The sequence below is a fragment of the Nocardioides luteus genome (assembly GCF_015752315.1).
Lineage (GTDB): Bacteria > Actinomycetota > Actinomycetes > Propionibacteriales > Nocardioidaceae > Nocardioides.
On sequence record NZ_JADOVJ010000001.1, the window covers coordinates 1,469,747 to 1,493,757 of the forward strand.

Consider the following 24,011-nt stretch of genomic DNA (forward strand, 5'->3'; position numbering starts at 1 on the left):
ACTTGCACCTGCTTCTGGAAGGAGCCGTTAGAGGATGTGTCGTCTGTTCGGATATGTGACCGAGTCCCCGTGCGCCGTCGCCGACCTGCTGGGGGAGGAGGGCCTGGACGCGTTCACCTCGCTCACCACCGTGCACTCGGACGGTTGGGGAATGGCCTGGCACACGGAGGAGGGCACCTCCAAGACGAGCTCGCCGCGTTCGGCGGACGTCGACGGGACCTACCGCAGGCTCGTCGAGACCCCGCTCTCGAATGCCGGCTTCGTGCATCTGCGCTGGGCGACGGGCGGGCTCGACGTACGTCCGGAGAACACCCATCCCTTCCTGACGGACGGCGCCGCGTTCGCGCACAACGGTCACATCTCTCCGATCGCGGATCTCGAGGCGCTGCTGACCCCGGAGTCGCGAGAGCGGCTGCGCGGCGACACCGACAGCGAGCGCTACTTCCACTTCGTGCACCAGAGCGTCGAGAAGTACGGCGACGAGGCGGAGGGGGTCACCCAGGCGCTGGCCACGCTCGTCCAGAAGTTCCCGAGATGCAGCCTGAACGCGCTGATGCTCACCCGGACGCACATGTTCGCGATCCACATCAACTCGCGTGCCGACTCGCCTCTGCGCGCGCTGCGCGAGCTCTTCGACGACGAGGGTGACATCCCGCCGCGTCACACCACGGAGTACTTCGCGATGGACTACCGCCGGACCGACCACGGGCTCGAGATCGTGTCCAGCGGTCTCGACCAGCCGGGGTGGACCCCGGTGCCCGCCGACACGGCGGTGATGGTCGACCTGGCCACGCGGGAGGTCACCCGGTTGGATCCGGTCGCGCAGCTCGGCGTCGACTCGATGCGAGCCCGCGACTGAGAGCGGGGCGTCGCCCATCTGCTGAAAGTGGGGGTCGGTGGGTTCGGCCATGCCGAGAGGTACCCCATCCGGAGCGTTTTCATTCCGAGCCGTACGTCGCGCAGCGCCTGCCCGGGCCGACGGCCGTCCTACCTGGTCGGCTCCTCGGAGACCAGCTTTCCGAAGGCGATCATCCGGTTGTCGGTGTGGAAGAGCTCCGAGCAGGTCGTGAGGGTGATCAGGCGCTGCCCCTTCTTCTGGTCGGGCTCGACCCCGCCACGCACGGGGTTGTCGGGAAGGGGGTCGGTGACCCAGATCGAGGTGAACGGGACGATCAGGTCCTCGCCGCCGCTGGTGAGGGCATAGACGTACGTCTTCTCCCTGGTCAGGACACGGATCTCGTCCCCTGGCCGGAGCTCGGGGAGGTCGTGCAGCGGTTCGCCGTGGGTGACCCGGTGGCCGGCGAGCGCGAAGTTGCCGACCTCGCCGGGGCCGGCGGTGCCGTCGAAGTGGCCGAAGCCGGCGCCCAGGGCCCGGTCGGAGGTGCCTTCGAGGACGGGGACTCGATAGTCCTCACCGATGCGGGGGATCTCGATCAGGGCCTCGGCCGACCCGAACTCGGTGGTCACCGTGGTCTCGCCCGAGCCCCACGCCCTCTCGATCCTCGAGGCCGCGTCCTGCTGGCGCTGCTTGCTGACGATGGTGGTCCCGTAGAGCTCCCAGGCCACGTAGCCGAGGACCACCAGCCCGGCGACGACCATGACGATGCCGGCCACGAAGACGGACCGGCGACCCCGGTGCGGGGTCTGGGACTCGGTGGACATCGGGTCAAGCATCTCAGCCCGATCGCGAAGTGCCGGCTTTTCCCAGCCGGTCCGTGCCTGGTTCACAGGAAGCCCACAGCGGACGGGCGGAATCTCGAGACATCAACCGCCCGAGGAGGACCCGATGTCCCGTTCACGCCGCATCCGCCAGTCTGTCGTCGCCGCCCTGGCGATCCCGCTCGTCGCGATCCCCGTCGCCACCCCGGCTCTCGCGGTGGCCGCGGTCAGCGCGACCAGCACGTACGCAGCCGAGCCCGGCCCTGGTTATGGCACGTACGGCGGTTTCTACGGCGGCGGGACCGTCGCCCCCTACCCGCAGGGACCCGGCACCTCGGCCGCGACGGTCGACTCCGAGCCCGCGACCGACTCCGAGTCGACCGGCGTCGTGCTGGTCAACACGACCGTCGACTACGGCACCGCCCGGGGTGCGGGTACGGGGCTCACCATCACGGCGGACGGCATCGTGGTGACCAACCACCATGTCGTCGAGGGCGCCACCTCGATCACGGTGGCCGACCCGAGCACGGGCACGACGTACGACGCGACCGTGCTCGGCTACGACGACGTCCACGACGTCGCGGTGCTGCAGCTCGAGGACGCCTCGGGGCTCTCGACCGTGGCCACCGACCGGGACGCGGCGACCCTGGGTGAGCAGGTCACCTCGGTCGGCAACGCCGAAGGGCAGGGCTCGCTCTCGGCGGCCGACGGCACCGTCACCGACCCGAGCACCGCGATCACCGTCAACAACGAGGACGGCACCACCGCCGACCTCACTGACCTGATCGAGACGGACGCCGACGTCGTCTCCGGTGACTCCGGCGGCGCGCTGCTGGACGAGGACGGCGAGGTCATCGGCATGAACGTCGCCGCCACCTCCGGCTCCGCCGAGATCTCCGGCTATGCGATCCCGATCGACACCGTCCTCGACATCGCCGCCCAGATCCTCGCCGGAGAGGAGTCGGGCGACGTCGAGATCGGCGGCCCGGCAGCGGCCCTCGGGGTGCAGGTCGACACGACCAGGTCGACATTGGTCGTCGGTGTCGTCGAGGACGGTGCCGCCGAGGCGGGCGGGATCGCCGAGGGCAGCACGATCACCTCCGTCGACGGCACCCCCGTGGCGAGCATCGACGACATCACCTCGGTCCTCGGGAACCACGAACCGGGTGACCGGATCTCGGTCGGCTGGACCGATGCCGCCGGCGAGGCGCACACCGCCACCGTGACCCTCGGCGAGGGCCCGGTCGCCTGATCACGCCCGGGTGTCGGGCCCCTCGTCGTCGCGCGGCCCGCCGGTCGCCTCGTCGGCGATCGGGCGCTCGGCCCTGATCGGGATCGCGCCGGTGTAGCCCTCGCGCTCGAGGGCGATCTGCCGGACGCGGTCGCGGACGAGCCGCCAGCCGATGATCAGGGCCGGGATGATGATGGCGAGCGTCGCGACCGTCCAGGTGCCGATCGGGTAGTCGAAGCCCATCAGGACCAGCACGACCGCGAGGAACACCAGCGTCGCGTAGCCCGTCCACGGCGACCCCCACAGGCGGAAGTCGGGCCGATACATCAGGCCCTGCTTCCATCGCCGGTAGAGCTGGATCTGGCAGATCACGATGGTCGCCCAGGACGCTATGATGCCGAGGGCCGACATGTTCAGCACGATCTCGAACGCCTGCCCGGGGACGACCGCGTTGAGGCCGACGCCGAGGAGGGTGATGCTGCCGGTGAGCAGGATCCCGCCGAACGGCACCCCGTTCCTCGACATCCGGGCGGTGAAGGCCGGCGCGCTCCCGCTCATGGCCATCGAGCGCAGGATCCGGCCGGTCGAGTAAAGGCCGGCGTTGAGCGAGGACAGCGCCGCGGTCAGCACCACGAGGTTCATGATCGTGCCGGAGTTCGCGATCCCGAGCTGGTCGAAGAACGTCACGAACGGGCTCTCGTCGGCCCGGTAGGTCGTGTAGGGCAGCAGCAGCGCGAGCAGCACGAGCGAGCCGACGTAGAACACCGCGATCCGGGCGATCACCGAGTTGATCGCCCGGGGCATGACCTTCGCCGGCTCGGCGGTCTCACCGGCGGCCGTGCCGACGAGCTCGACCGCGGCGTACGCGAAGACGACGCCGGACACGACGATGACCAGCGGGAGCGCGCCGACCGGGAACAGCCCGCCGTTGTCGAGGACCATCCCGATCCCCGTCTCCTGGCCGTTCAGCTCGTCGCGGCGGGCGAGCACGATCATCCCGAGCACCAGGAAGCCCAGCAGCGCGATCACCTTGATGAGCGCCGCCCAGAACTCCAGCTCGCCGAAGAGCTTGACCGAGATCAGGTTCATCGAGAGCACGACCGCGAGCGCCACGAGCGCGATCACCCATTGCGGGACGACCTCGAAGGTGCCCCAGAAGTGCACGTACGTCGCGATCGCCGTGACGTCGACGATCGAGGTCATCGCCCAGTTCAGGAAGTACATCCAGCCGGCGGCGAACGCAGCCGGCTCGCCCAGGAACTCACGGGCGTAGGAGACGAACGACCCCGACGACGGCCGGTGCAGCACCAGCTCGCCGAGCGCGCGCAGGATGAGGAAGACGAACACGCCGCAGAAGGCGTAGACGAGGAACAGGCCGGGACCTGCCTCGTGGAGCCGGCCGCCCGCGCCCAGGAACAGGCCGGTGCCGATGGCGCCGCCGATCGCGATCATCTGCAGCTGCCGCGGGCTGAGGCTCTTGTGGTAGCCCTCGTCCTCGTCCGTCAGGCCGGTCCGGTCGACGGTCTGGTCGTCGGTGTCGGTCATCGGCTCGCTCCAGGTCCGGAGTGGGGTGGCTCGGGCACGTCCTTGAACAGCAGCCAGCCGCCGACCACGGCGATGACCGCCGCGGCCGCGTAGCCGATCAGCGACCACCAGCCGAGGTGCAGGTACGCCGTCACCCCGACGATCGCCAACGCGAGGAACACCATCACCATGCCGATGATCGGCGTCCGTGGCCTGTACGGATCCCGTGCCAATGCGATCACCTCACCTGCAGGGCCCCCGATGGCCCCGCTCCGGTGACCCATTAGAGCGCATCGGGCGCCTACTGGCGGTGACCGGACGTCACCCGGCGTTTCCGTTCCCGCGAACGCCCGATAACTGTAAGGTCGCTTTACAGTTAACCCCCATGAAGGAGCGTTCGATGCGTAGCTCGAGGATCCGCACCATCCGCACCACACTGACCATCACCGCAGCCCTGGCTCTCGTCCTGGTCGCCCCGCTGGCCGCACCGGCCGCGGTGCCCAGCCCCGAGGCCGACTCGTCCCGAGCCGGAGAGGTGGAGGCCGCCGCCCTGACCTGGTCCGACGAGTTCGACGGACCCGCCGGCGGCGCGCCCAACCCCGCCAACTGGAACCACGAGACCGGAGCCGGGGGCTGGGGCAACAACGAGCTGCAGACCTACACCAATTCGCGCGACAACTCCGCGCTCGACGGCAACGGCAACCTCGTCATCACCGCCCGGCAGAGCGGGAGCGGCTACACCTCGGCCCGGCTCACCACCAAGGGCAAGGTCCAGCCGAAGTTCGGACGGCTGGAGGCGCGCATCCAGATCCCGCGTGGGCAGGGCATCTGGCCGGCGTTCTGGATGCTCGGCGGCCAGTTCCCCAGCACGCCGTGGCCCAACGCCGGCGAGATCGACATCATGGAGAACGTCGGCTACGAGCCCCATCTCGTGCACGGCACGCTGCACGGCCCGGGCTACTCCGGAGGCAACGGCATCACCGGCCAGTACATGCACCCGCAGGGCTGGTCCTTCGCCGACACCTTCCACACCTTCGCCATCGACTGGCGGCCCGGCTCGATCACCTGGTCCGTCGACGGGGTCGCCTACCAGACCTTCACCACCGCCAACACCGGCGCGAACCCCTGGGTCTTCGACCAGCCGTTCTTCTTCATCCTCAACGTCGCGGTCGGCGGCAACTGGCCCGGCAACCCCGACGGCACGACCCAGTTCCCGCAGCGCATGGTCGTGGACTACGTACGCGTCTACGACTCGCAGCTCTAGGCGCTGACCGGGCCGAGGAAGCGGATGACGAGGCCCTCGTCGTGGTGCACCCGAGCGCGGACGCCGTAGACCTCGGCGATCAGGGACTCGGTCAGCACCTCGGCGGGCGGGCCTCCGGCCACGACGCGGCCCTCGGCGAGCACGAAGACCTGATCGCAGTAGGCGGCGGCCAGGTTGAGGTCGTGCAGGGCGACCAGGCAGGTCGTGGGCATCCGGCGGACCAGCGCGAGCAGCGCCAGCTGGTGACGTACGTCGAGGTGGTTCGTCGGCTCGTCCAGGAGCAGGATCTCCGGCTCCTGGGCGAGCGCCCGGGCGATCTGCGTACGCTGCCGCTCGCCGCCCGACAGGGTCGAGAAGCGCTGCTCGAGGCGATCGGCGATGCCGGCATGGGCGGCGGCCTCCTCGATGACGGCACGGTCCTGGGCGCTGTCGGGCGCCCAGGCCGGGCGGTGCGGGATCCGGCCGAGGGCGACGACGTCGCGTACGCGGAGGTCCTGGCTGGTCGCCGGCTCCTGCTCCACGACCGCGAGCCGGCGCGCGAGGTGGCGCCGGGACATGCCGGGGAGCGGGCTGCCGTCGAGCAGGACCTCTCCGGACGACGGTGGGCGTAGCCCGGCCAGGAGCCGGATCAGCGAGGACTTCCCGGACCCGTTCGGCCCGAGCAGCCCGACGGTGGCACCGTCCTCGACCTGGAGGGACACGTCGTCGACGACGAGTCGGCCACGAGGCGCCCAGCTGACCCGGCCGGCCTCGAGCGCGGTCATCGGCGTGCCCTCATCAGCACCAGCGCGAAGGCAGGCACCCCGACCAGCGCGGTCGCCACCCCGACGGGGAGCTCCTCGGGGTCGATCATCGTCCGGGCCGCGGTGTCGACCCAGATCAGGAAGATCGCTCCGAGCAGCGCGGTGGCGGGGAGCAGCAGCCGGTGTCCGACCCCGACGAGCGCTCTGGCGAGATGGGGAAGGACCAGCCCGACGAAGCCGATCGCGCCCGACGTCGAGACGATGACGGCGGTCATCAGCGCCGTCAGCACCAGCAGCACCGCCCGGATGCGCGCGACGTCGACGCCGAGCGAGGCCGCCGCGTCGTTGCCGAACGCGAACGCGTTCAGCCATCCCGCCCCGAGGATGCAGCAGAGCAGCCCGCCGAGCACGATCACCCCGCACACGAGCACGTCGGTCCAGCTCGCCGAGGAGAGCGACCCGAGCAGCCAGAACAGCACCCCGCGCGTCTGCTCGGCGTCGGCCGCGGTGAACACGATGAACGAGGTGAGGGCCGAGAAGAGCTGGGTAGCGGCGATGCCGGCCAGGATGAGCCGGTCGGTGGTGCCCCCGGCGAGCGAGGCGAGCAGCAGCACGAGTGCGAACGAGGCCAGCGCGCCCACGAAGGCCCCGGTGGAGAGCCCGACCGCGCCCGACCCGATGCCGAGGACGACGATCGAGACCGCTCCGGTGGAAGCGCCCGAGGAGATGCCGAGCACGAACGGATCGGCGAGCGGGTTGCGCAGCAGCGACTGCAGGATGACCCCGCAGATGGCCAGGCCCGCCCCGCAGATCCCCGCGAGCAACGTACGCGGCAGCCGCAGGTCCCACACGATGCTCTGCTGGAGGAGAGTCAGTTCGGAGGAGCCGAGGCCGGCCCGGTCGGCGAGGACACCGTAGACGTCGGCGATGCTGAGGTCGGAGGGTCCCACGGTGATGGCGCCCGCGACCGAGGCGACCACCACCAGGGGAGCCAGGGCCAGCAGGACACCGGCGCGAGGGAGGGCGCGGACCGCCATCAGCGGAGGCCGAGAGCGGCCAGCTGGTCGGCGACGTTCTCGACCGCGTAAACGGTGCGGATCGAGGGGTTGAGCTCGGCGCCGGACAGCGTCACGAAACGGTCGTTCTTCACCGCGTCCATCTGCGCGGTGACCGGGTTGTTCTTCAGATAGTCGATCTTGGCGCGGGCGGTCTCGGCGGTCTGGCTCTTGCGGGTCAGATCGCCCACGACGATGACGTCAGGGTTGCGCTCGGCGACGGTCTCCCAGTTGATCTGCGGCCACTCGTCGGTGGTGTCGTCGAAGACGTTCTCGATGCCGAGAGCGCGGCCGATGATGCCTGGGCCGCCGCAGCAACCGGCCAGGTAGGGCGACTCGGAGTTGGCGAACCAGTACATCGCGCTCACCTCACCCGCCGGCGCCTTGCTCTCGGCGGCCTCGAGGCGCCGGGACAGGTCGGCGACCAGCTGCTCGCCGCGCTCGGGGACGCCGAAGATCCGCGCCAGCTCGGTGATCTCCTGGTAGATCGTCTCGATCTCGAGGGGGTCGAGACGGGTGCCGTCGTCGTCGCCCTCGTTGTCCTTGATGCACTCGGCGGGGGAGAGGTAGGAGCCGACACCCAGCCTCTCCAGGTCCTCCGGGGTGGTCACCCCGCCCTCTCCCAGGGTGCTGATGAAGGAGGCGGTGACGAAGTCGGGCTCGGCCTCCAGCACACGCTCGTAGGAGGGCCAGTTGTCGGCGAGCCGCGGCACACGCTCGTTGTCCTCGGCGAGCGAGTCGAGCACCGGGTCGGTCCAGACCGCGGTGCCGGCCATCCGGTCGGCGAGGCCGAGCGAGAGCAGGATCTCGGTGGAGCCCTGGTTGAGCGAGACGACCCGCTCGGGTGGTGCCTCGAGCGTGATCTCGCGCCCGCAGTTGGTCATCGTGAGCGGGAAGCCGACGGTCCCGGCGGCCGCCTTCTGCGCGTCGGCGGGCTGGTCGGCTCCGCAGCCGGTCAGGGCGGCACCGAGCACCAGCACGGTACTCGCGGCGATCGTTCGGGCCAGGGTCGGTCGGATGGTGCGGGACAGGTGCACGTCGGTCCTCGAGCGGGTCGCGGGCTGGTACGCGTCGCCCGTGCTGACCGGCAGCGGTCTGCTGCAGGGCCAGCAGGTCTTCGGACTCGGGATCGACCGGCGCGAGACGCCTTCCCAGGCCCGAGGGCCCAGTGGCACAGTGTCCCGTCCGTCACCCACACCGCTGCGCGTCAGTCCCGGGCTCTCACCGGGTTCCCGTGCCGGGACTACGTCCCGAGCGGCTGGCCCGAAGACCGTAGCAGGCGGGCCCGTCAGCCCTCACGGTGGGCGCGGAGCCCGTCCTCTCCGGGCGCGACCGAGTCGTGGAGCTTGATCGTGTGGTCGTACTGCTCCTCGACCATCGGCCGGTAGGCGATCCGCGGCTCGGTCATCACGCCCTCGAGACGTACGCTCAGATCGGCCTCGATCCGCGCCATCGCCTCGGTGTCGACGGTGTCGGCGTCGGTGATCAGGTGCGGGCGCAGCGGGTCCATCCCCGTGTACCAGAACGTGCCGTGCAGGAGCGGCCACAGGACGTCCTCGATGTGGCCGCTGATCCCGCGCGGGCCCAGGGTCGCGGCCCGGTCGCCGGCGGTGACGATGGTCAGCGCGCGCTTGCCGGCCAGGCCGCCCTTGCCGTACTTGAGCGGCTTGCCGGTCTCCGGATCCGGTACGTCGAAGGCAAACCCCGACTCGAAGACCCGGTCGATCCAGCCCTTGAGGATGGCCGGCACCGAATACCACCACAGCGGGAACTGCACGACCAGCAGATCGGCCTCCCGCAGGCGGTCCTGGTGGCGGCGTACGTCGGCCTCGCCCCGCTCCACCAGAAGTGGATTGAAACCTTCTCGATAGAGGTCGATCTCGTCGACGGTCCAGCCGGCCGCGACGAGAGCGTTCCGGCCCGCCTCCTGCAGCCGTCCGTTGAGCGACGACGCGTGCGGATGTGCCCATACCCAGAGTGCGTGCATGGGTCTCTGAACGCGGTCTGACGCGGCAGGATTCCCGCCTGGATGTGGGTGGGCGTCGTGCCGGTCTGACGACAAAGTCCGAACCTCGCTCAAATTAGCGGCCGAAGAGTGTTGACGTATGTGATTGCCATCACTAGCGTAAACCAGGCTTGAAACCTTTCAATTCGAGGAGCTGCCCATGCCGGACACACCCGCCGCACTGGAGCTGCGGGACGTGGCCAAGTCGTTCGGCCCCGTACGCGCCCTCCGGTCTGGAAGCCTCCGGGTCGAGGCCGGATCCATCCACGCGCTCGTGGGGGAGAACGGAGCCGGGAAGTCGACGCTGGTCAAGATCGTCGCCGGGCTCTACCGTCGCGACGCGGGCGACTACCTGCTCGCCGGGGAGCAGGTCGACTTCCGCAACACCGCCGAGGCCAAGCAGGCCGGCGTCGCGGTCATCTACCAGGAGCCGACCCTCTTCCCCGACCTCTCGGTCACCGAGAACATCTTCATGGGGCGCCAGCCGACCAACCGCTGGGGCAGGATCGACCGTGCCGCGATGCGCACCGAGGTCGTCGAGCTCTTCGCCCGGCTCGGCGTGCCGATCGAGCCCGACCGCCCGACCGAGGGCCTCTCGATCGCCGACCAGCAGCTGATCGAGATCGCCAAGGCGCTCTCCCTCGACGCCAAGGTCCTGATCATGGACGAGCCGACCGCGGCCCTGTCGGGCAACGAGGTCGAGCGGCTGATGACCGTGGCGCGCACGCTGCGCGACCAGGGCTGCGCCGTCGTGTTCATCTCGCACCGCTTCGACGAGGTGTTCGCGCTGTGCGACACCATCACGGTGATGCGCGACGGCGCCTACATCTCCACCGACCCGATCGCCGCGGTCACCGAGGACCAGATCGTCCAGCGGCTGGTCGGGCGCGAGGTCTCCGACCTCTACCCGAAGCTCGAGGCCACCGTCGGCAAGCCACTGCTCGAGGTCAGGGGCCTCACCCGCACCGGACTGTTCCAGGACATCAGCCTCACCGTCCGCGAGGGCGAGATCGTCGGTCTGGCCGGCCTCGTCGGCGCCGGACGCAGCGAGGTCGCCCAGGCGATCTTCGGCGTCGACCCCTACGAGAGCGGCGAGGTCATCCTCGACGGGCGGCCGGTGCCGCCGGGCGACCCGCGACGCGCCATCGAGATGGGGCTGGCGTTCGTGCCCGAGGACCGCCGCCAGCACGGCCTCGTGCTGGACGCGCCGATCTCGCGCAACATCACCCTGCCGACGAGCGGCCGGCTCGCTCGCACCGGGCTGATCAGCACCGGCATCGAGAACCGCTCGGCCGCCGACTGGGCCGCCCGGCTCGAGGTCAAGGCCGCGACCCTCGACACCCTCGCCGGCACCCTCTCGGGCGGCAACCAGCAGAAGGTCGTCCTGGCCAAGTGGCTCTCCACCCGGCCGAAGGTGCTGATCATCGACGAGCCCACCCGGGGCATCGACGTCGGCACCAAGTCCGAGGTCCACCGGCTGCTGTCGACGCTCGCGCAGGAGGGCCTCGGGATCCTGATGATCTCCTCCGAGCTCCCCGAGGTGCTCGGGATGGCCGACCGCGTCATCGTCCTCAGCGAGGGCCACCAGACGGCCGAGCTGAGCCGCGCGGAGGCGACCCCCGAGGCCGTCATGCGCGCGGCGACGGCCCACCACTCCACCACTCTGAACGTCAGCGAGGCATCATGACCACCACGCTCGACGCGCCCGCCCCGGCCGCGCCGCAGCCACGCCACCGAGCAGCCGGCCGGCTGACCTGGCTTCTGAAGCAGCGCGAGACCGGCATCGCTGTGGCCTTCGTCGCCCTGCTCGTGGTGACCACGGCGGTGAACCCCAACTTCCTGTTCAGCACCGACGGCTGGCGCGACCTCACCCTGACCCCGGCGATCCTGGTCTGCCTGGCGATCGGCCAGGCGATGGTGATCGTGACCCGCAACGTCGATCTCAGCGTCGGCTCGACCCTCGGGCTCACGGCGTACCTCGCCGGTCGGCTCTTCCTCGACACCGGGCTCCCGGTGATCGTCGTCGTGCTGATCGCCGTCGCCGCGGGCGCGGTGCTCGGCCTGGTCAACGGGGTGCTGGTCGCCTTCGCGAAGGTGCCGGCGCTGGTCATCACCCTCGGCACGCTCTACGTCTATCGCGGGATCATGCTCGAGTGGGCCGGCAGCGACCGGATCAATGCCTCCGACATCCCGCCCGGGCTGCTCGACTTCGGCACCGGATCGTTCCTGTTCATCCCCAACCTGGCGTGGATCTCGTTCGCGCTGCTGGCCGTGGCCGTCTACCTGATGCGCTCCACCCGCGTCGGCCGCGAGTTCTACGCGATCGGGTCCGACCCCGACGCCGCCACGCTCTACGGGCTGCGCGACAAGCGCCGGGTCCTGCAGGCGTTCGCCACCTCGGGCGCGCTCGCCGGCCTCGCCGGGATCCTGTACGTCTCCCGCTACGGCACCATCAGCTCCGGCGTCGGCCAGGGCATCGAGCTGGAGGCCGTCGGGGCCGCGGTCGTCGGTGGCGTGGCCATCTTCGGCGGCAGCGGCACCGTCCTCGGGGCGGCTCTGGGGGCGTACCTCCTCACGACCATCAACCGGGCGCTCCCGGTCCTGGGCATCCCCGACTTCTGGCAGCAGGCCGTCGTCGGCGCGCTGATCATCGGCGCGATCGTCCTGGACCGCTACTTCGCCCGCCGTCAGCACGACAAGCTCCTCGCGGAGAGGGAAGAGTCATGAGTCTGCTCACCGAGAAGGCACCTGTCCGGACGTACGCGGCGCACGCCAGGCCGTGGTGGCAGCGCACCCTGATGACCCGGGACTCCGCGATCATCGCCCTGCTCGTGGTGGTGTGGACGTACGCCTCGATCGCGATCCTCAACTTCTCCGACCCGATCACGGTCTACTTCCTGGTGCTCGACATCGCGCCGATCCTGCTGATCGCGCTGCCGATGACGCTGATCATCATCACCGGCGAGATCGACCTGTCGGTGGCGAGCGTCGTCGGACTCTCCAGCGTCCTGTTCGGGGTGCTGCACCGTGAGGGCCTCCCGATCGTGGCCGCGATGGTGCTCGCGCTGCTCGCCTGCGCGGTGGCCGGGGCGCTCAACGGGGTGCTCGTCACCCGCTACGGGCTGCCGTCGCTAGCCGTCACGATCGGCACCATGGCGCTCTTCCGCGGCATCGCGGTCGGCGCGCTCGGCACCACCGCGATCACCGACTGGCCCGACGCCTGGGGCGACCTCGTACAGGCCCGGATCGGCGGCTCCCAGATCCCGCTGATGACGATCCCGCTGGTCGTCCTGATCGTGGTCTTCGCGGTCGTGCTGCACTTCACGCCGTTCGGCCGCGGCATCTTCGCCGCCGGCCTCAGCAAGGACGCGGCCCGCTTCTCGGGCGTCAACGTCGACCGTACGAAGCTGATCCTGTTCACGCTCAGCGGGCTGGTCTCGGGGCTGGCGGGCATCTACTTCACGCTCCGCTACGGCAGCGCGCGCGGCGACAACGCCACCGGCATGGAGCTCCAGGTCATCGCCGCCGTGCTGCTCGGCGGGGTGTCCATCTTCGGCGGCCGCGGCGCGATCCCCGGCGTCATCGCCGGCGTCGTCCTGATCGGGACGATCGGCAGCGCACTGCGCCTCGACGGGCTCAGCGCCAACCTCATCCAGATCATCACCGGCGTGCTCCTCATCGCCGCGGTCATCGCGGCCAGCGTCCTCGGCTGGACCGGTCGCATCGTCGGCACCTACCGCCGGCAACAGAGCTCGGACGAACCATCCTCGAAGAACTCAAAGAAATCGGAGTGAGAGACATGACCAGCAAGTTCCGACGCGCCGGCAGTGCCGTCGCCATCGTTGCGGCCCTCGGCCTCGCCCTGTCCGCCTGCGGTGGCGGGAGCGGCAGCGGCAGCGATGGAGAGGGTGGCGGCGACACCAGCAGCATCACCTTCATCCCGAAGAACCTCGGCAACCCCTACTTCGACGCCTCCGACGCGGGCGGCAAGAAGGCCGCGGACGAGATCGGCACCACGTGGGACCAGGTCGGCCCGACCGAGTCGACCCCCGACTCCCAGGTCAGCTTCATCAACACCGCCACCCAGCAGCGCGCCGGCGCGCTCGTCGTCTCGGCCAACGACCCGACCGCCATCGGCGACGCCCTCGAGGAGGCGCGCAACGCCGGCACCAAGGTCGTCACGATGGACTCCGACACCGAGCCGCAGTTCCGCGACGTCTTCGTCAGCCAGGCCGACGCCGCCGGCATCGCCAAGAGCCAGGTCGACCTGATCGCCGAGCAGATCGGCGACAAGGGCGAGATCGCGATCCTCTCCGCGGCGGCCAACGCGACCAACCAGAACGAGTGGATCAAGCTGATGGAGGAGGAGCTGGCCGCGAACCACCCCGACATCAAGCTCGTCGACACCGTCTACGGCAACGACGACGACCAGACCTCCTTCGACAAGACCGCCGGCCTGCTGCAGTCGCACCCGAACCTCAAGGGCATCATCAGCCCGACCACGGTCGGCATCGCCGCGGCCGCGCGCTACCTGTCCGACTCGGAGTACAAGGGCAAGGTCGCGCTGACCGGTCTCGGCACCCCGAACCAGATGCGCGAGTACATCAAGGACGGCACCGTGAAGTCCTTCGCGCTCTGGGACCCCGAGCAGCTCGGCTACCTGGCCGCGTACGCCGCCGACGCGCTCGCCTCCGGTGACATCGAGGGCAAGGAGGGTGACACCTTCGAGGCCGGTGACCTGGGCGAATACACCGTCGGTGCCGACGGCGTCATCGTGCTCGGTGAGCCGACGGTCTTCGAGGAGTCGAACATCGACGACTTCGACTTCTGAGATCCAGCCCCGTGTAACACGCTGTTCGTAGCACTACTCGCCCTATCGGAACGACCGGATAGAACTACGAACGACGTGTTACCCGAATTCGCCGCCGAGCTGTGAGAGCAGCTCGGCGGCGTTCGTCATGCAGCGCTCGGGGTCGGGCTCGAGGTCGGTGAGCGCGCGCACGTGGGCGGCCCCCGCCTGCTCCGCCTCGATGGGCGAGAGGGTGGTGCGGCCGCAGACGACGACGGCGCGGATGTTCGCCTCGCGGGCGGCCTGGAGCACACCCATCGGCGCCTTGCCGGACAGGGTCTGATGGTCGAAGGAGCCTTCGCCGGTGACGACCAGGTCGGCGCCGTCGAGGGCCTCGTGGAAGCCGACGAGGCCGAGCAGCAGCTCGACACCGCGCTCGACCCGCACGCCGAGCATCGCGAGCGCGGCGAACCCGACGCCGCCGGCCGCTCCGGCGCCGGGCGCCTCGACGATCTCGGCGCGATCGCGTCCGGTGGTCTCGGCGACAGCGGCTGCGTACGTCGCCAGGGCTGCCTCGAGCAGCTCCTGGTCCGCGGGGCCGGCGCCCTTCTGCGCGGAGAAGGTGGCGACCGCGCCGCGGGGACCGAGCAGCGGGTTGTCGACGTCGCAGGCGACCACGATCTCGGTCTGCTGAAGACGGGCGTCGAGGTCGGAGAGATCGATCGCGGCGAGGCTGCCGAGCGATCCACCGCCCTCCGGGACCTCGGCCCCGGATGCGTCCAGCAACCGTGCGCCGAGGGCACGCAGCATCCCCGCCCCGCCGTCGTTGCTGGCGCTCCCGCCGAGCCCGAGAACGACCGTGCGGGCACCACCGTCGATGGCGGCGAGCACCGCCTCGCCGAGACCGCGGGAGGACGAGGTCAGCGGGGCGAGCCGGCCGCCGGGCAGCCGGAGCAGCCCACAGGCGTCAGCGAGCTCCACGACCGCCAGGTCGCCGCGTACGGCGTAGTGCGCCGCCACCGGCTCGAGCGTCGGGCCGGCGACCTCGACCGGCACCAGGTCGAAACCGGCGCCGTCCAGCGCCGCCACGGTGCCGTCGCCGCCGTCGGCGATCGGCACGATGCGTACCTCTGTCTCGGGGTTCGCCGCGAGGATCCCGGCGGCCACCGCCTCGTCGACCTCGCGCGCGGTCAGGGAGCCCTTGAACTTGTCGCAGGCGACCACGACGACCCGACCGTCATGCTGATGGGCGGCCATCACAGGTGGGGGAGGACGAGGTCGCGGTAGCGCTGCGCCATCGTGGCGAGCACCTCGTCGGGGTCGGCGGCCCAGACGGCCTCGTTGAAGATCTCGACCTCGACGTCGCCTGCATAGCCGGTCTCGGCCACCATCCGCGTGATGGACGCGAAGTCGATGACCCCGTCGCCCATCATCCCGCGGGCGAGCAGCGCGTCGGCGGGGATCGGCAGGTTGAAGTCGCAGACCTGGTACGCCGCGATCCGCCCCTCCCGGCCCGCGCGCGCCACCTGGGCGGCGAGGTCGGGGTCCCAGAAGACGTGGAAGGTGTCGACGACGACCGCGACCGCGTCGACCGGGTGCGGCGCCGCCAGGTCGAGGGCCTGGCCGAGGGTGGAGATGACCGCCCGGTCGGCCACGTACATCGGGTGGAGCGGCTCCAGGACGAGCCTCACGCCGTGGTCGCGGGCGTACGGCGCCAGCTCGGCCAACCGCTCGGCGACCCGCTCCCGGGCCCCGGTCAGATCCACGTCGCCGTCGGGCAGGCCGCCGACGACCATGACCAGGGCATCGGTGCCCAGGGTCGCGGCCTCGTCGACCGCCCGCTTGTTGTCCGCGAGGGCCTCCGCGACCCCGACTGGATCGGAGGCGGTCAGGAAGCCGCCGCGGCAGAGCGAGGAGACGCGGAGCCCGGCGTCGCGCACGAGCTTGGCGGCCTTCTCCACACCCGTCTCCTCGACGCGGTCGCGCCAGAGTCCGAGGGCCGGGATGCCGGCGCGCGCGGCTCCGTCGACGGCCTCGGCGAGGGTCCAGGAGTTGGTGGTCTTGGTGTTGAGGGAGAGCCGCTCGAGCCCGGTGGCGTGGTCGGTCACTGGTCGACTCCTTGCACGGTGAGGAAGGCGCGCATGCGTGCGGCCGCGAGGTCGGGGCTGGTCAGCAGGCCGGCCGCGTCGGCCAGCCGGAAGACCTCGGCCAGATGGGGCACCGAGCGGCCGGCGTGCAGGCCGCCGGCCATCGAGAAGGCCGGCTGGTGGCCGTTGAGCCAGGACAGGAAGGCGATCCCGGTCTTGTAGTAGTAGGTCGGCGCCTCGAAGATCTTCCGGCCGAGCGCCTGGGTGCTCTCCAGCAGCTGCCTGGCGGTGTCGGGGTCACCGTCGTCGAGCGCCTGCAGCGCGGCCGAGGCGGCCGGGTAGATCGCCGCGAAGATGCCGAGCAGCGCGTGCGAGAACTCGCCCTCGCCCGTCCCGTCGCCGACGATCAGCTCGGGGTAGTTGAAGTCGTCCCCGGTGTAGAGCCGTACGCCGCCGGGCAGCGCCCGGCGCAGCCCGACCTCGTGCTCGGCGTCGAGGAGCGAGACCTTGACCCCGTCGACCTTGCCGGGGCGGGCCCGGATGACGTCGAGGAACGTCTCGGTCGCCTCCTCGATCGAGGGCGAGCCCCAGTAGCCGGCCAGCGCCGGGTCGAACATGTCGCCGAGCCAGTGCAGGATCACCGGACTGTCGGCCTCGTCGAGCAGGGTGGCGTAGACCTCGGCGTAGTCCTCCGCGCTGCGGGCGACCCGGGCCAGCGCGCGCGAGGCCATCACGATCGTGGTCGCGCCGGTGTCGGCGACGACCTTCATCTGCTCGCGGTAGGCGTCGATGACGGTGTCCAGACCTTGCCGGCCTTCGGGTACGGCGGACAGGACGAGCTGGTCGGTGCCGGCACCGCACGCGATCACGCCACCCACGGTCGCCGCCTCCGCGGCCGAGCGGCGGATCAGCTCGGCGGCGGCGGTCCAGTCGACGCCCATGCCGCGCTGGGCGGTGTCCATCGCCTCGGCGACGCCGAGACCGTAGGACCACAGCTCGTGCCGGTAGGCGAGGGTGCGGTCCCAGTCGATGTCCGCCGGGGCGCCGGGCACGTTCTCGGCCAGGGTGCGGGGGACGACGTGGGCGGCTGCGTACGCGGTCCGGGAGGTGAATGGCGCTTCCGGTTTCGTCCACTGCCTGGGGGTCGCGAGCCGGTGGATCTCGGTGCCGCCGTCGGGCAGCGGGAGACGTACGGAGGTCACAGCTCGATCTCTCCGAGCTCGATGCGGCGGCCCTCGGCCGAGGAGGTGAGCCCGGCCTCGGCGAGGCGGAGGCCACGGACGCCGGCCATGAAGTCGTAGGGGTGGTCGCCGTCGCCCTCGACGTAGCGGATGAACTGCTCCCACTGCGCCTTGAAGCCGTTGTCGAAGGGCTGGTTGTCGGGGACCTCGTTCCAGAGCTCACGGAAGCGGATCGACTCGACGAGGTCCGGGTTCCAGACCGGCTTCGGGGTCAGGTTGCGGTCCTGGGTGACGCAGTGGTGCAGGCCGGCGACCGCCGAGCCGTGGGTGCCGTCGACGTGGAACTCGACCAGCTCGCCGCGGTTGACCCGGGTGGCCCAGGAGGAGTTGATCTGGGCGATGATCCCGCCCTCGAGCTCGAAGATGCCGTAGGCGGAGTCGTCGGCGGTGGCTGCGTACGCCTCGCCCTTCTCGTCCCAGCGCTCGGGGACGTGGGTGACGACCTTGGCGGTGACGGCCTCGACCGTGCCGAAGAGGTTCTCCAGGACGTAGTTCCAGTGCGGGAACATGTCGATGGTGATGCCGCCGCCGTCCTCCTTGCGGTAGTTCCAGCTCGGCCGCTGGGCGGGCTGCAGGTCGCCCTCGAAGACCCAGTAGCCGAACTCGCCGCGCACACTGAGGATGCGGCCGAAGAAGCCGGAGTCGACGAGCCGCTTCAGCTTGAGGAGGCCGGGCAGGTAGAGCTTGTCGTGGACGACGCCGCTCTTCACGCCCTTGTCCGCGGCGAGGCGGGCCAGGCGCAGCGATCCCTCGACGTCGTCGGCGATCGGCTTCTCGGTGTAGACGTGCTTGCCGGCCGCGATCGCCCGAGTGATGGCCGCCTCGCGGACGTGGGTCAGCTGGGAGTCGAAGTAGACGGTGTCCTCGGCGTTGCCCAGGGCCTCGTCGAGATCGGTCGTCCAACGGTCCAGGCCATGCTCCTTGGCGATGTCCTGGAGCTTCTCGGCATTGCGCCCGACGAGGATCGGATCGGGCTGGATCCGGGTGCCGTCGGAGAGCTCCACACCGCCCTGCTCCTGGATCGCCAGGATGCTGCGCACCAGGTGCTGGCGGTAGCCCATGCGTCCGGTGACGCCGTTCATGATGATGCCGAGCCGTCGTGTGGCCATGTGGGGTCCTCGTCTGCTGGGTGCCGGAGAGCGGTGGAGGAAAGCGCTTTCCGGGTACGGTAGGACATATGTGACGCCGGTCGCAAGAGGGCTGTTCCGTCAAGCCGTCGCCGACCCGGCGCGTCTGTCCCGCTGTCGAGCGTCGAGTCGGCGCATCTGTCCCGGTTCGGAGGCCGAGTCGGCACAATCCGGCGGGACGGTCACGCCAGGCTAGATGCGTGGGGGAGTGCTCTCCCGCAGCACGACCTCGCCGTGTACGGACTGCTTGCGAATCTCCGCCGACGGCTCGCCCAGCACGAGCTCGAGAGCCAGCCGGCCGATGTCGGCCAGCGGGAGACGTACGGTGGTGAGCCCCGGCGTCACGTCGCGCAGCGTCGCGATGTCGTCGAAGCCCGCGACGGCCAGGTCGCGCCCGACCTCGACGCCGGTCTGCCGGCAGGCGGCCAGGGCGCCGACGGCCATCAGGTCGTTGACCGCGAAGACGCAGTCGACCTCCGGACCCTCCTCGAGCAGCCGGGACATCGCCCGGTGGCCACCGTCGCGGCTGAACTCGTCGGCGACGTAGGCCGGCTTCGAGCCCGTCGCCGCCAGCCATCCCTCCGCGAAGCCGGCGTGGCGCTCGGCCGAGACCAGCAGCTCCTCGGGACCGGTGAGCACCGCGGCCCGGCGGTAGCCGAGGCCGACCAGCCGTTCCGCCAGCGCCTTGGCGCCGCCGTGGTTGTCGATCACGACGGTGTCGACCGGCAGCCGCGGCTGGCTGATCGCGGCCGCGCGGCCGCCGCCGTCCAGGTAGGAGGTCAGCAGGCCCGCGACCTCGCGGGTGTGACGTACGTCGGCCGTGTCGCTACCCGCCAGCACGATCGCCCGGCTGCGCTGGCGCCGCAGCGCCGCCAGGAACTTCTGCTCACGCTCGGCCTGGCCGCCGGTGTTGCACAGCATCACCAGCAGGCCGTGCTTCTCGGCCTCGTCGGCCAGGCCGCCGGCGATCGTGGAGAAGTAGGGGTCGGAGATGTCCTTGACCAGCAGCCCGACCGTCTCGGTCGAGCCGCGCGCCATCGCCTGGGCGTTGGCGTTGGGGGTGTAGCCGAGCTTGTTCGCCGCCGCCAGGACACGCTCCTGCAGCTCGGGGCGGACCACCCGGTCGCTCCCGTTGAGCGCGCGCGACGCGGTGGCCAGCGAGACCCCCGCCTCACGGGCCACGTCGCTCAGCGTCGCTGCACGTTCTCCGGCCAACTGACTCTCCTTCGGCTTCCGCTCCTGGAGCCTAAGGCATCCGACGATGACGTACGCCGCGCTCCGCGTCTCCTCAGACGTCCCCGCCCTCGCTGACCCGGCGCGTCTGTCCCGCCTGAACCCGTCGACCCGGCGCGTCTGTCCCGCCTGAACCCGTCGAGTCGGCGCATCTGTCGCAGAGCCTGGGACAGACGCGCCGACTCGGCGCTTGGGCCTGGGACAGACGCGCCGACTCGGCGCTTGGGCCTGGGACAGACGCGCCGACTCGGCGCTTGGGCCTGGGACAGACGCGCCGACTCGGCGCTTGGGCCTGGGACAGTTGCGCCGACTCGGCGCTTGGGCCTGGGACAGTTGCGCCGACTCGACGCGCGTTGCCGGGACAGTTGCGCCGACTCGACGCGCGTTGCCGGGACAGTTGCGCCGACTCGACGCGCGTTGCCGGGACAGTTGCGCCGACTCGACGGGCGATGCCGGGACAGTTGCGCCGACTCGGCGGGGTCAGGGGCGGCCGAGGGTGGAGGCGCGGGCGACGAGCTCGGGGGTGAAGACGACCTGCTCGTGCTGGTGGGCGGGGTCGCCGACCTCGTCGAGGAGCAGCTCGGCGGCGCGGCGGCCGAGGGCCTGACGGGGCTGCCGTACGGAGGTGAGCGGCACGGCCGCGGCGGCGGCGAACTCGATGTCGTCGTAGCCGACGATCGCCAGGTCGCCGGGTACGGTCCGGCCGCTGGAGATCGTCTGCTGGAGCAGCCCGAGCGCGATCAGGTCGTTGGCGCAGAACGCGGCGGTGGGGCGGCGCCGGGCGGGCAGCCCGACGAGCCGCTCGCCGGCCGCGCGGCCGGCGGCGACGGTCGGGGCCTCGCAGGAGAGCGTGATCAGGTCCTCGGGCGGAAGCCCGGCCTCGGCCCAGGCCTGCCGGGCGCCTTCGCCGCGGTCACGGACCTGGCCGATCGACTCCGGCCCGCCGACGTACGCCACCCGCTTGTGGCCCGCGTCGATGAGGTGCTCCACGGCCAGTCGCCCGCCGAGGACGTCGTCGACGGCGACGGAGCAGAATGACGATCCCGCTCGGGTGCGGTCGACGATGACGACCGGGGTGCCGCGCTCGCTCAGCTGGTCGATCTGCGGATCGTCCGGGTCGACCGGAGTGATCAAGATGCCCTGGACCCGCTGCTGCTGCAGGTGGGCCAGGTGGGCGCCCTCGCGGGCCGAGCGCCCGTCGCTGTTGCACAGGAACAGCGAGAGCCCGGCCGCCTCGGCGGCCAGCTCGATGCCGCGGGCGACGTCGGTGAAGAACGGGTTGCCAGCGTCGAGCATGACGTAGGCCAGCGACTGCGTGCTGCCGGTGCGCAGCGACCGCGCGGACTCGTTGCGTACGAAGCCCAGCTCGGCCATCGCGCGCTCGACCCGCTCGCGTGTCGTGCGGCTGACCCGCTCGGGACGGTTGAGTACGTTGGACACCGTGCCGAGGGAGACGCCGGCGGTGGCCGCGACGTCCTTGACCGAGGCGCTGCGCGGTGAACCGGCAGCCGGAGTGATCGCCACCTGGGCTCCTTCCTGAAACGTTAAATCGCAGCATAGGCCGGTGAGCAGGCGCCTGGCGAGCAGGCCCGCTTCTCCTGGTTGACCGATGACGGTCATGCTCACTAGCGTCCGGATTCTAAATCGTTTCACCGGAGGTTGCCATGGAGCGCGTCTGCTTCCAGCTGCAGGTCAAGACCGAGCGCATGGAGGAGTACAAGCGGCGCCACGCCGCTGTCTGGCCCGAGATGCTCCAGGCGCTGAAGGAGACCGGGTGGCACAACTACTCGCTGTTCCTGCGCGCCGACGGGCTGCTGATCGGCTACGTCGAGACGCCGTCCATCGAGGCGGCTCAGGCGGGGATGGCCGCGACCGAGGTCAACGCTCGCTGGCAGGCCGAGATGGCGGAGTTCTTCGAGGATCTCGACGGCGTGGCGCCGGATGAGGGCTTCCTCCGGCTCGAGGAGGTCTTCCACCTCGAGGACCAGTTGGCCGGCCACTCGACGGCGACGTGAATTCGGAACAGGAGACTCATCCGTACAGCGGGGGGATTGTCTCGCGAGGTATGTCGCTTACTACCGTCAGTTCCGGGTCAAGTCGTAGACGTTCGATTGCCAAGGCGGTTCCCCCGACTCCAGCGAAGTGGGAGTCGACGTCGAAGGTGATGCACCAACTTCGGTCTGCCGGCCAAACGAAGCCCGGAGCGAATCCGCGCTCGGCACCATCATCCATCCAGGTGAGCCAGTCGCGCAGAGTCCCGTGGGCGAGCGCGTATCGGCGGATCTTGGCGATTTCGACCGGGCTTTCGACCGCAAGTTCAGGGCTGTAAGGCCATCCGTCCCACAGCAGGAAGAACAGTTCAGTGCGGTCATCAGAAGCGGTCATCAGGTCGACGATGGCAGTCACGAGATCGACGTCAGACGGGGCGGCGTCGATCTCCTCATCATCGACGTCTGACTCCGATTGCCCGGGGTAGGTCGGGTCGGGCAGCGTCAGGACTCTGGCGTACGCCTCGAACGCGTCCGGGCCGATGAGCAGTCTCCGTGACACGGCAGCGCCGTGTACGTGTGGAACATCCTCGGTTAGCCACCGCGCTTTCGAAGGATCTGCGTCGAAGCTCAGAGTCATGCGTACTCCTCAGTTCCCTGGCCGTGATCATGGCTCTCGGCGACAACCTATGTTGTCCGTCTGGTATCCGGTCTCACTGTTGTCCCACGATCCGACAACGTCGACGTCGACGAGTTTGCCGATGCGGAGACACCGCGTTGAAACGAAGCAAGATCGGTGCCCCTCTTGACGCGAGTGACGTGCGCCACTAACGTCGGATGCGCGCTTTGAAACCTTTCAACTCGCAGATAGAGAGGCTCTCCGATGACGACGTTCGACCAGATCTCGGGCGACCTGGCCGCCCTCGAGATCGAGGTCCCCTCGTGGGCCTACGGAAACTCGGGGACCCGGTTCAAGGTCTTCGGCACCCCGGGCACGCCGCGCACCCCCGAGGAGAAGATCGCCGACGCGGCGACCGTCCACCGCTTCACCGGGCTGGCGCCGAGCGTCGCGCTGCACATCCCGTGGGACAAGGTCGACGACTACGCCGCCCTGCGCAGCTACGCCGAGGACCAGGGGATCGCGCTCGGCACGATCAACTCCAACACCTTCCAGGACGACGACTACAAGCTCGGCGCCCTCACCCACGCCGACGCCAAGATCCGGCAGAAGGCGATCGACCACCACTTCGAGTGCATCGAGGTGATGAACGCGACCGGCTCGCGCGATCTGAAGATCTGGCTCGCCGAGGGCTCCAACTACCCGGGCCAGGCCGACATGCGTGGCCGCCAGGACCGGCTCGCCGAGTCCCTCGCCACGATCTACGAGCGCCTCGGCGACGACCAGCGCCTCGTCCTCGAGTACAAGTTCTTCGAGCCGGCGTTCTACCACACCGACGTCCCGGACTGGGGCACCTCGTTCGCCCAGGTCAGCGCGCTCGGCGACCGGGCCGTCGTCTGTCTCGACACCGGCCACCACGCGCCCGGCACCAACATCGAGTTCATCGTGATGCAGCTGCTGCGGCTCGGGAAGCTCGGCTCCTTCGACTTCAACAGCCGCTTCTACGCCGACGACGACCTGATCGTCGGTGCCGCCGACCCGTTCCAGCTCTTCCGGATCATCGCCGAGGTGGTTCGCGGCGGCGGCTTCAAGCCGGTGAAGGAGGGCGGCGTCGCGTTCATGCTCGACCAGTGCCACAACATCGAGAAGAAGATCCCGGGCCAGATCCGGTCCGTGCTCAACGTCCAGGAGATGTCCGCACGGGCGCTGCTCCTCGACACCGATGCTCTCGCCCGGGCGCAGGAGGACGGCGACGTACTCCTGGCCAACGAGATCTTCATGGACGCCTTCTACACCGACGTACGCGCCGACCTCGGCGGGTGGCGTGAGGACCGTGGCCTACCCGCGGACCCGATGCGCGCCTACCTCGCCAGCGGCTACCAGGAACAGATCGAGGCCGCCCGCGTCGGCGGCACCCAGGCCGGATGGCTGTGAACCACGAGAACG

General features: G+C 70.2%; 23 protein-coding genes and 1 riboswitch. Of the genes, 9 read left to right on the forward strand and 14 right to left on the reverse strand.

Features of this window, described 5'->3' with window-relative positions:
- Positions 1–34: 34 nt before the first annotated feature.
- Complete coding sequence (locus HD557_RS07085) at positions 35–859, forward strand: class II glutamine amidotransferase (RefSeq protein ID WP_231380212.1); 825 nt, start codon at positions 35–37, stop codon at positions 857–859.
- Positions 860–987: 128 nt separating this feature from the next.
- Here the strand turns inward: HD557_RS07085 and HD557_RS07090 are convergent, their stop codons facing one another.
- Complete coding sequence (locus tag HD557_RS07090) at positions 988–1,662, reverse strand: class E sortase (RefSeq protein WP_231380213.1); 675 nt, start codon at positions 1,660–1,662, stop codon at positions 988–990.
- Positions 1,663–1,786: 124 nt separating this feature from the next.
- Here HD557_RS07090 and HD557_RS07095 point away from each other — a divergent pair, with 124 nt between their 5' ends.
- Complete coding sequence (locus HD557_RS07095) at positions 1,787–2,911, forward strand: S1C family serine protease (protein ID WP_196873388.1); 1,125 nt, start codon at positions 1,787–1,789, stop codon at positions 2,909–2,911.
- Here HD557_RS07095 and HD557_RS07100 read toward each other — a convergent pair whose 3' ends face one another.
- Both HD557_RS07100 and HD557_RS07105 read right to left on the reverse strand, forming a co-directional pair.
- A complete protein-coding gene (locus HD557_RS07100) occupies positions 2,912–4,435 on the reverse strand; it encodes an amino acid permease (RefSeq protein WP_008363900.1) in 1,524 nt (507 codons plus the stop codon).
- Positions 4,432–4,656, reverse strand: coding sequence for a hypothetical protein (locus HD557_RS07105; RefSeq protein WP_008363902.1), 225 nt, complete (start codon positions 4,654–4,656; stop codon positions 4,432–4,434). Before HD557_RS07105 ends, HD557_RS07100 begins: the two co-directional genes overlap by 4 nt.
- A gap of 158 nt (positions 4,657–4,814) precedes the next feature.
- On the opposite strand from HD557_RS07105, the gene HD557_RS07110 reads away from it, so the two are divergent.
- Positions 4,815–5,678, forward strand: coding sequence for a glycoside hydrolase family 16 protein (locus HD557_RS07110; RefSeq protein ID WP_196873390.1), 864 nt, complete (start codon positions 4,815–4,817; stop codon positions 5,676–5,678).
- On the opposite strand, the gene HD557_RS07115 is transcribed toward HD557_RS07110, so the two are convergent.
- From HD557_RS07115 to HD557_RS07130, 4 genes are all read right to left on the reverse strand, one after another.
- Positions 5,675–6,442, reverse strand: coding sequence for an ABC transporter ATP-binding protein (locus tag HD557_RS07115; RefSeq protein ID WP_008363905.1), 768 nt, complete (start codon positions 6,440–6,442; stop codon positions 5,675–5,677). The genes HD557_RS07110 and HD557_RS07115 overlap by 4 nt on opposite strands.
- The gene (locus HD557_RS07120; RefSeq protein WP_008363908.1) at positions 6,439–7,458 is read right to left on the reverse strand and encodes a FecCD family ABC transporter permease; all 1,020 of its coding nucleotides are present in this window, start codon (positions 7,456–7,458) and stop codon (positions 6,439–6,441) included. The genes HD557_RS07115 and HD557_RS07120 overlap by 4 nt, the downstream gene beginning before the upstream one ends.
- Positions 7,458–8,513 carry an ABC transporter substrate-binding protein gene (locus tag HD557_RS07125; RefSeq protein WP_008363910.1) on the reverse strand — a complete coding sequence of 352 codons (1,056 nt, stop codon included), beginning with the start codon at positions 8,511–8,513 and terminating at the stop codon, positions 7,458–7,460. Before HD557_RS07125 ends, HD557_RS07120 begins: the two co-directional genes overlap by 1 nt.
- A gap of 54 nt (positions 8,514–8,567) precedes the next feature.
- A riboswitch (cobalamin riboswitch) is annotated at positions 8,568–8,754 on the reverse strand.
- Between the two features lie 10 nt (positions 8,755–8,764).
- A complete protein-coding gene (locus tag HD557_RS07130; protein ID WP_008363911.1) occupies positions 8,765–9,463 on the reverse strand; it encodes an NAD(P)H-dependent oxidoreductase in 699 nt (232 codons plus the stop codon).
- A gap of 178 nt (positions 9,464–9,641) precedes the next feature.
- Here HD557_RS07130 and HD557_RS07135 point away from each other — a divergent pair, with 178 nt between their 5' ends.
- Genes HD557_RS07135 through rhaS form a run of 4 tightly spaced genes read left to right on the forward strand, consistent with a single transcriptional unit; the run spans position 9,642 to position 14,312 of the window.
- Entirely contained in the window at positions 9,642–11,168 is a 1,527-nt protein-coding gene (locus HD557_RS07135) for a sugar ABC transporter ATP-binding protein (protein WP_008363914.1), read from the forward strand.
- Positions 11,165–12,208 carry an ABC transporter permease gene (locus HD557_RS07140; protein ID WP_008363916.1) on the forward strand — a complete coding sequence of 348 codons (1,044 nt, stop codon included), beginning with the start codon at positions 11,165–11,167 and terminating at the stop codon, positions 12,206–12,208. Before HD557_RS07135 ends, HD557_RS07140 begins: the two co-directional genes overlap by 4 nt.
- Complete coding sequence (locus HD557_RS07145; RefSeq protein ID WP_196873391.1) at positions 12,205–13,275, forward strand: ABC transporter permease; 1,071 nt, start codon at positions 12,205–12,207, stop codon at positions 13,273–13,275. Before HD557_RS07140 ends, HD557_RS07145 begins: the two co-directional genes overlap by 4 nt.
- Before the next feature lie 5 nt (positions 13,276–13,280).
- The gene (gene rhaS, locus HD557_RS07150) at positions 13,281–14,312 is read left to right on the forward strand and encodes a rhamnose ABC transporter substrate-binding protein (protein ID WP_196873392.1); all 1,032 of its coding nucleotides are present in this window, start codon (positions 13,281–13,283) and stop codon (positions 14,310–14,312) included.
- Positions 14,313–14,390: 78 nt separating this feature from the next.
- On the opposite strand, the gene HD557_RS07155 is transcribed toward rhaS, so the two are convergent.
- The 6 genes from HD557_RS07155 to HD557_RS07180 all read right to left on the reverse strand — a co-directional run bounded on the left by HD557_RS07155 (position 14,391) and on the right by HD557_RS07180 (position 21,482).
- Positions 14,391–15,527, reverse strand: coding sequence for a glycerate kinase (locus HD557_RS07155; protein WP_196873393.1), 1,137 nt, complete (start codon positions 15,525–15,527; stop codon positions 14,391–14,393).
- Positions 15,527–16,378 (reverse strand): sugar phosphate isomerase/epimerase family protein, encoded by an 852-nt coding sequence (locus HD557_RS07160; RefSeq protein WP_196873394.1) that lies wholly within the window; start codon positions 16,376–16,378, stop codon positions 15,527–15,529. Before HD557_RS07160 ends, HD557_RS07155 begins: the two co-directional genes overlap by 1 nt.
- Positions 16,375–17,559 (reverse strand): dihydrodipicolinate synthase family protein, encoded by a 1,185-nt coding sequence (locus HD557_RS07165; RefSeq protein WP_196873395.1) that lies wholly within the window; start codon positions 17,557–17,559, stop codon positions 16,375–16,377. The genes HD557_RS07160 and HD557_RS07165 overlap by 4 nt, the downstream gene beginning before the upstream one ends.
- Entirely contained in the window at positions 17,556–18,707 is a 1,152-nt protein-coding gene (locus HD557_RS07170) for a Gfo/Idh/MocA family protein (RefSeq protein ID WP_196873396.1), read from the reverse strand. Before HD557_RS07170 ends, HD557_RS07165 begins: the two co-directional genes overlap by 4 nt.
- A gap of 210 nt (positions 18,708–18,917) precedes the next feature.
- Complete coding sequence (locus HD557_RS07175; protein WP_196873397.1) at positions 18,918–19,940, reverse strand: LacI family DNA-binding transcriptional regulator; 1,023 nt, start codon at positions 19,938–19,940, stop codon at positions 18,918–18,920.
- Between the two features lie 498 nt (positions 19,941–20,438).
- A complete protein-coding gene (locus HD557_RS07180) occupies positions 20,439–21,482 on the reverse strand; it encodes a LacI family DNA-binding transcriptional regulator (protein ID WP_307785553.1) in 1,044 nt (347 codons plus the stop codon).
- 140 nt (positions 21,483–21,622) lie between these two features.
- Between HD557_RS07180 and HD557_RS07185 the strand changes: the two genes are divergently transcribed.
- On the forward strand, positions 21,623–21,973 hold the full coding sequence (locus HD557_RS07185; protein WP_008363930.1) for an L-rhamnose mutarotase: 351 nt from the start codon (positions 21,623–21,625) through the stop codon (positions 21,971–21,973).
- 16 nt (positions 21,974–21,989) lie between these two features.
- Here HD557_RS07185 and HD557_RS07190 read toward each other — a convergent pair whose 3' ends face one another.
- A complete protein-coding gene (locus HD557_RS07190; protein ID WP_008363931.1) occupies positions 21,990–22,586 on the reverse strand; it encodes a hypothetical protein in 597 nt (198 codons plus the stop codon).
- 243 nt (positions 22,587–22,829) lie between these two features.
- On the opposite strand from HD557_RS07190, the gene rhaI reads away from it, so the two are divergent.
- Entirely contained in the window at positions 22,830–23,999 is a 1,170-nt protein-coding gene (gene rhaI / locus HD557_RS07195; protein ID WP_008363933.1) for an L-rhamnose isomerase, read from the forward strand.
- The last annotated feature ends 12 nt before the right edge of the window (positions 24,000–24,011 follow it).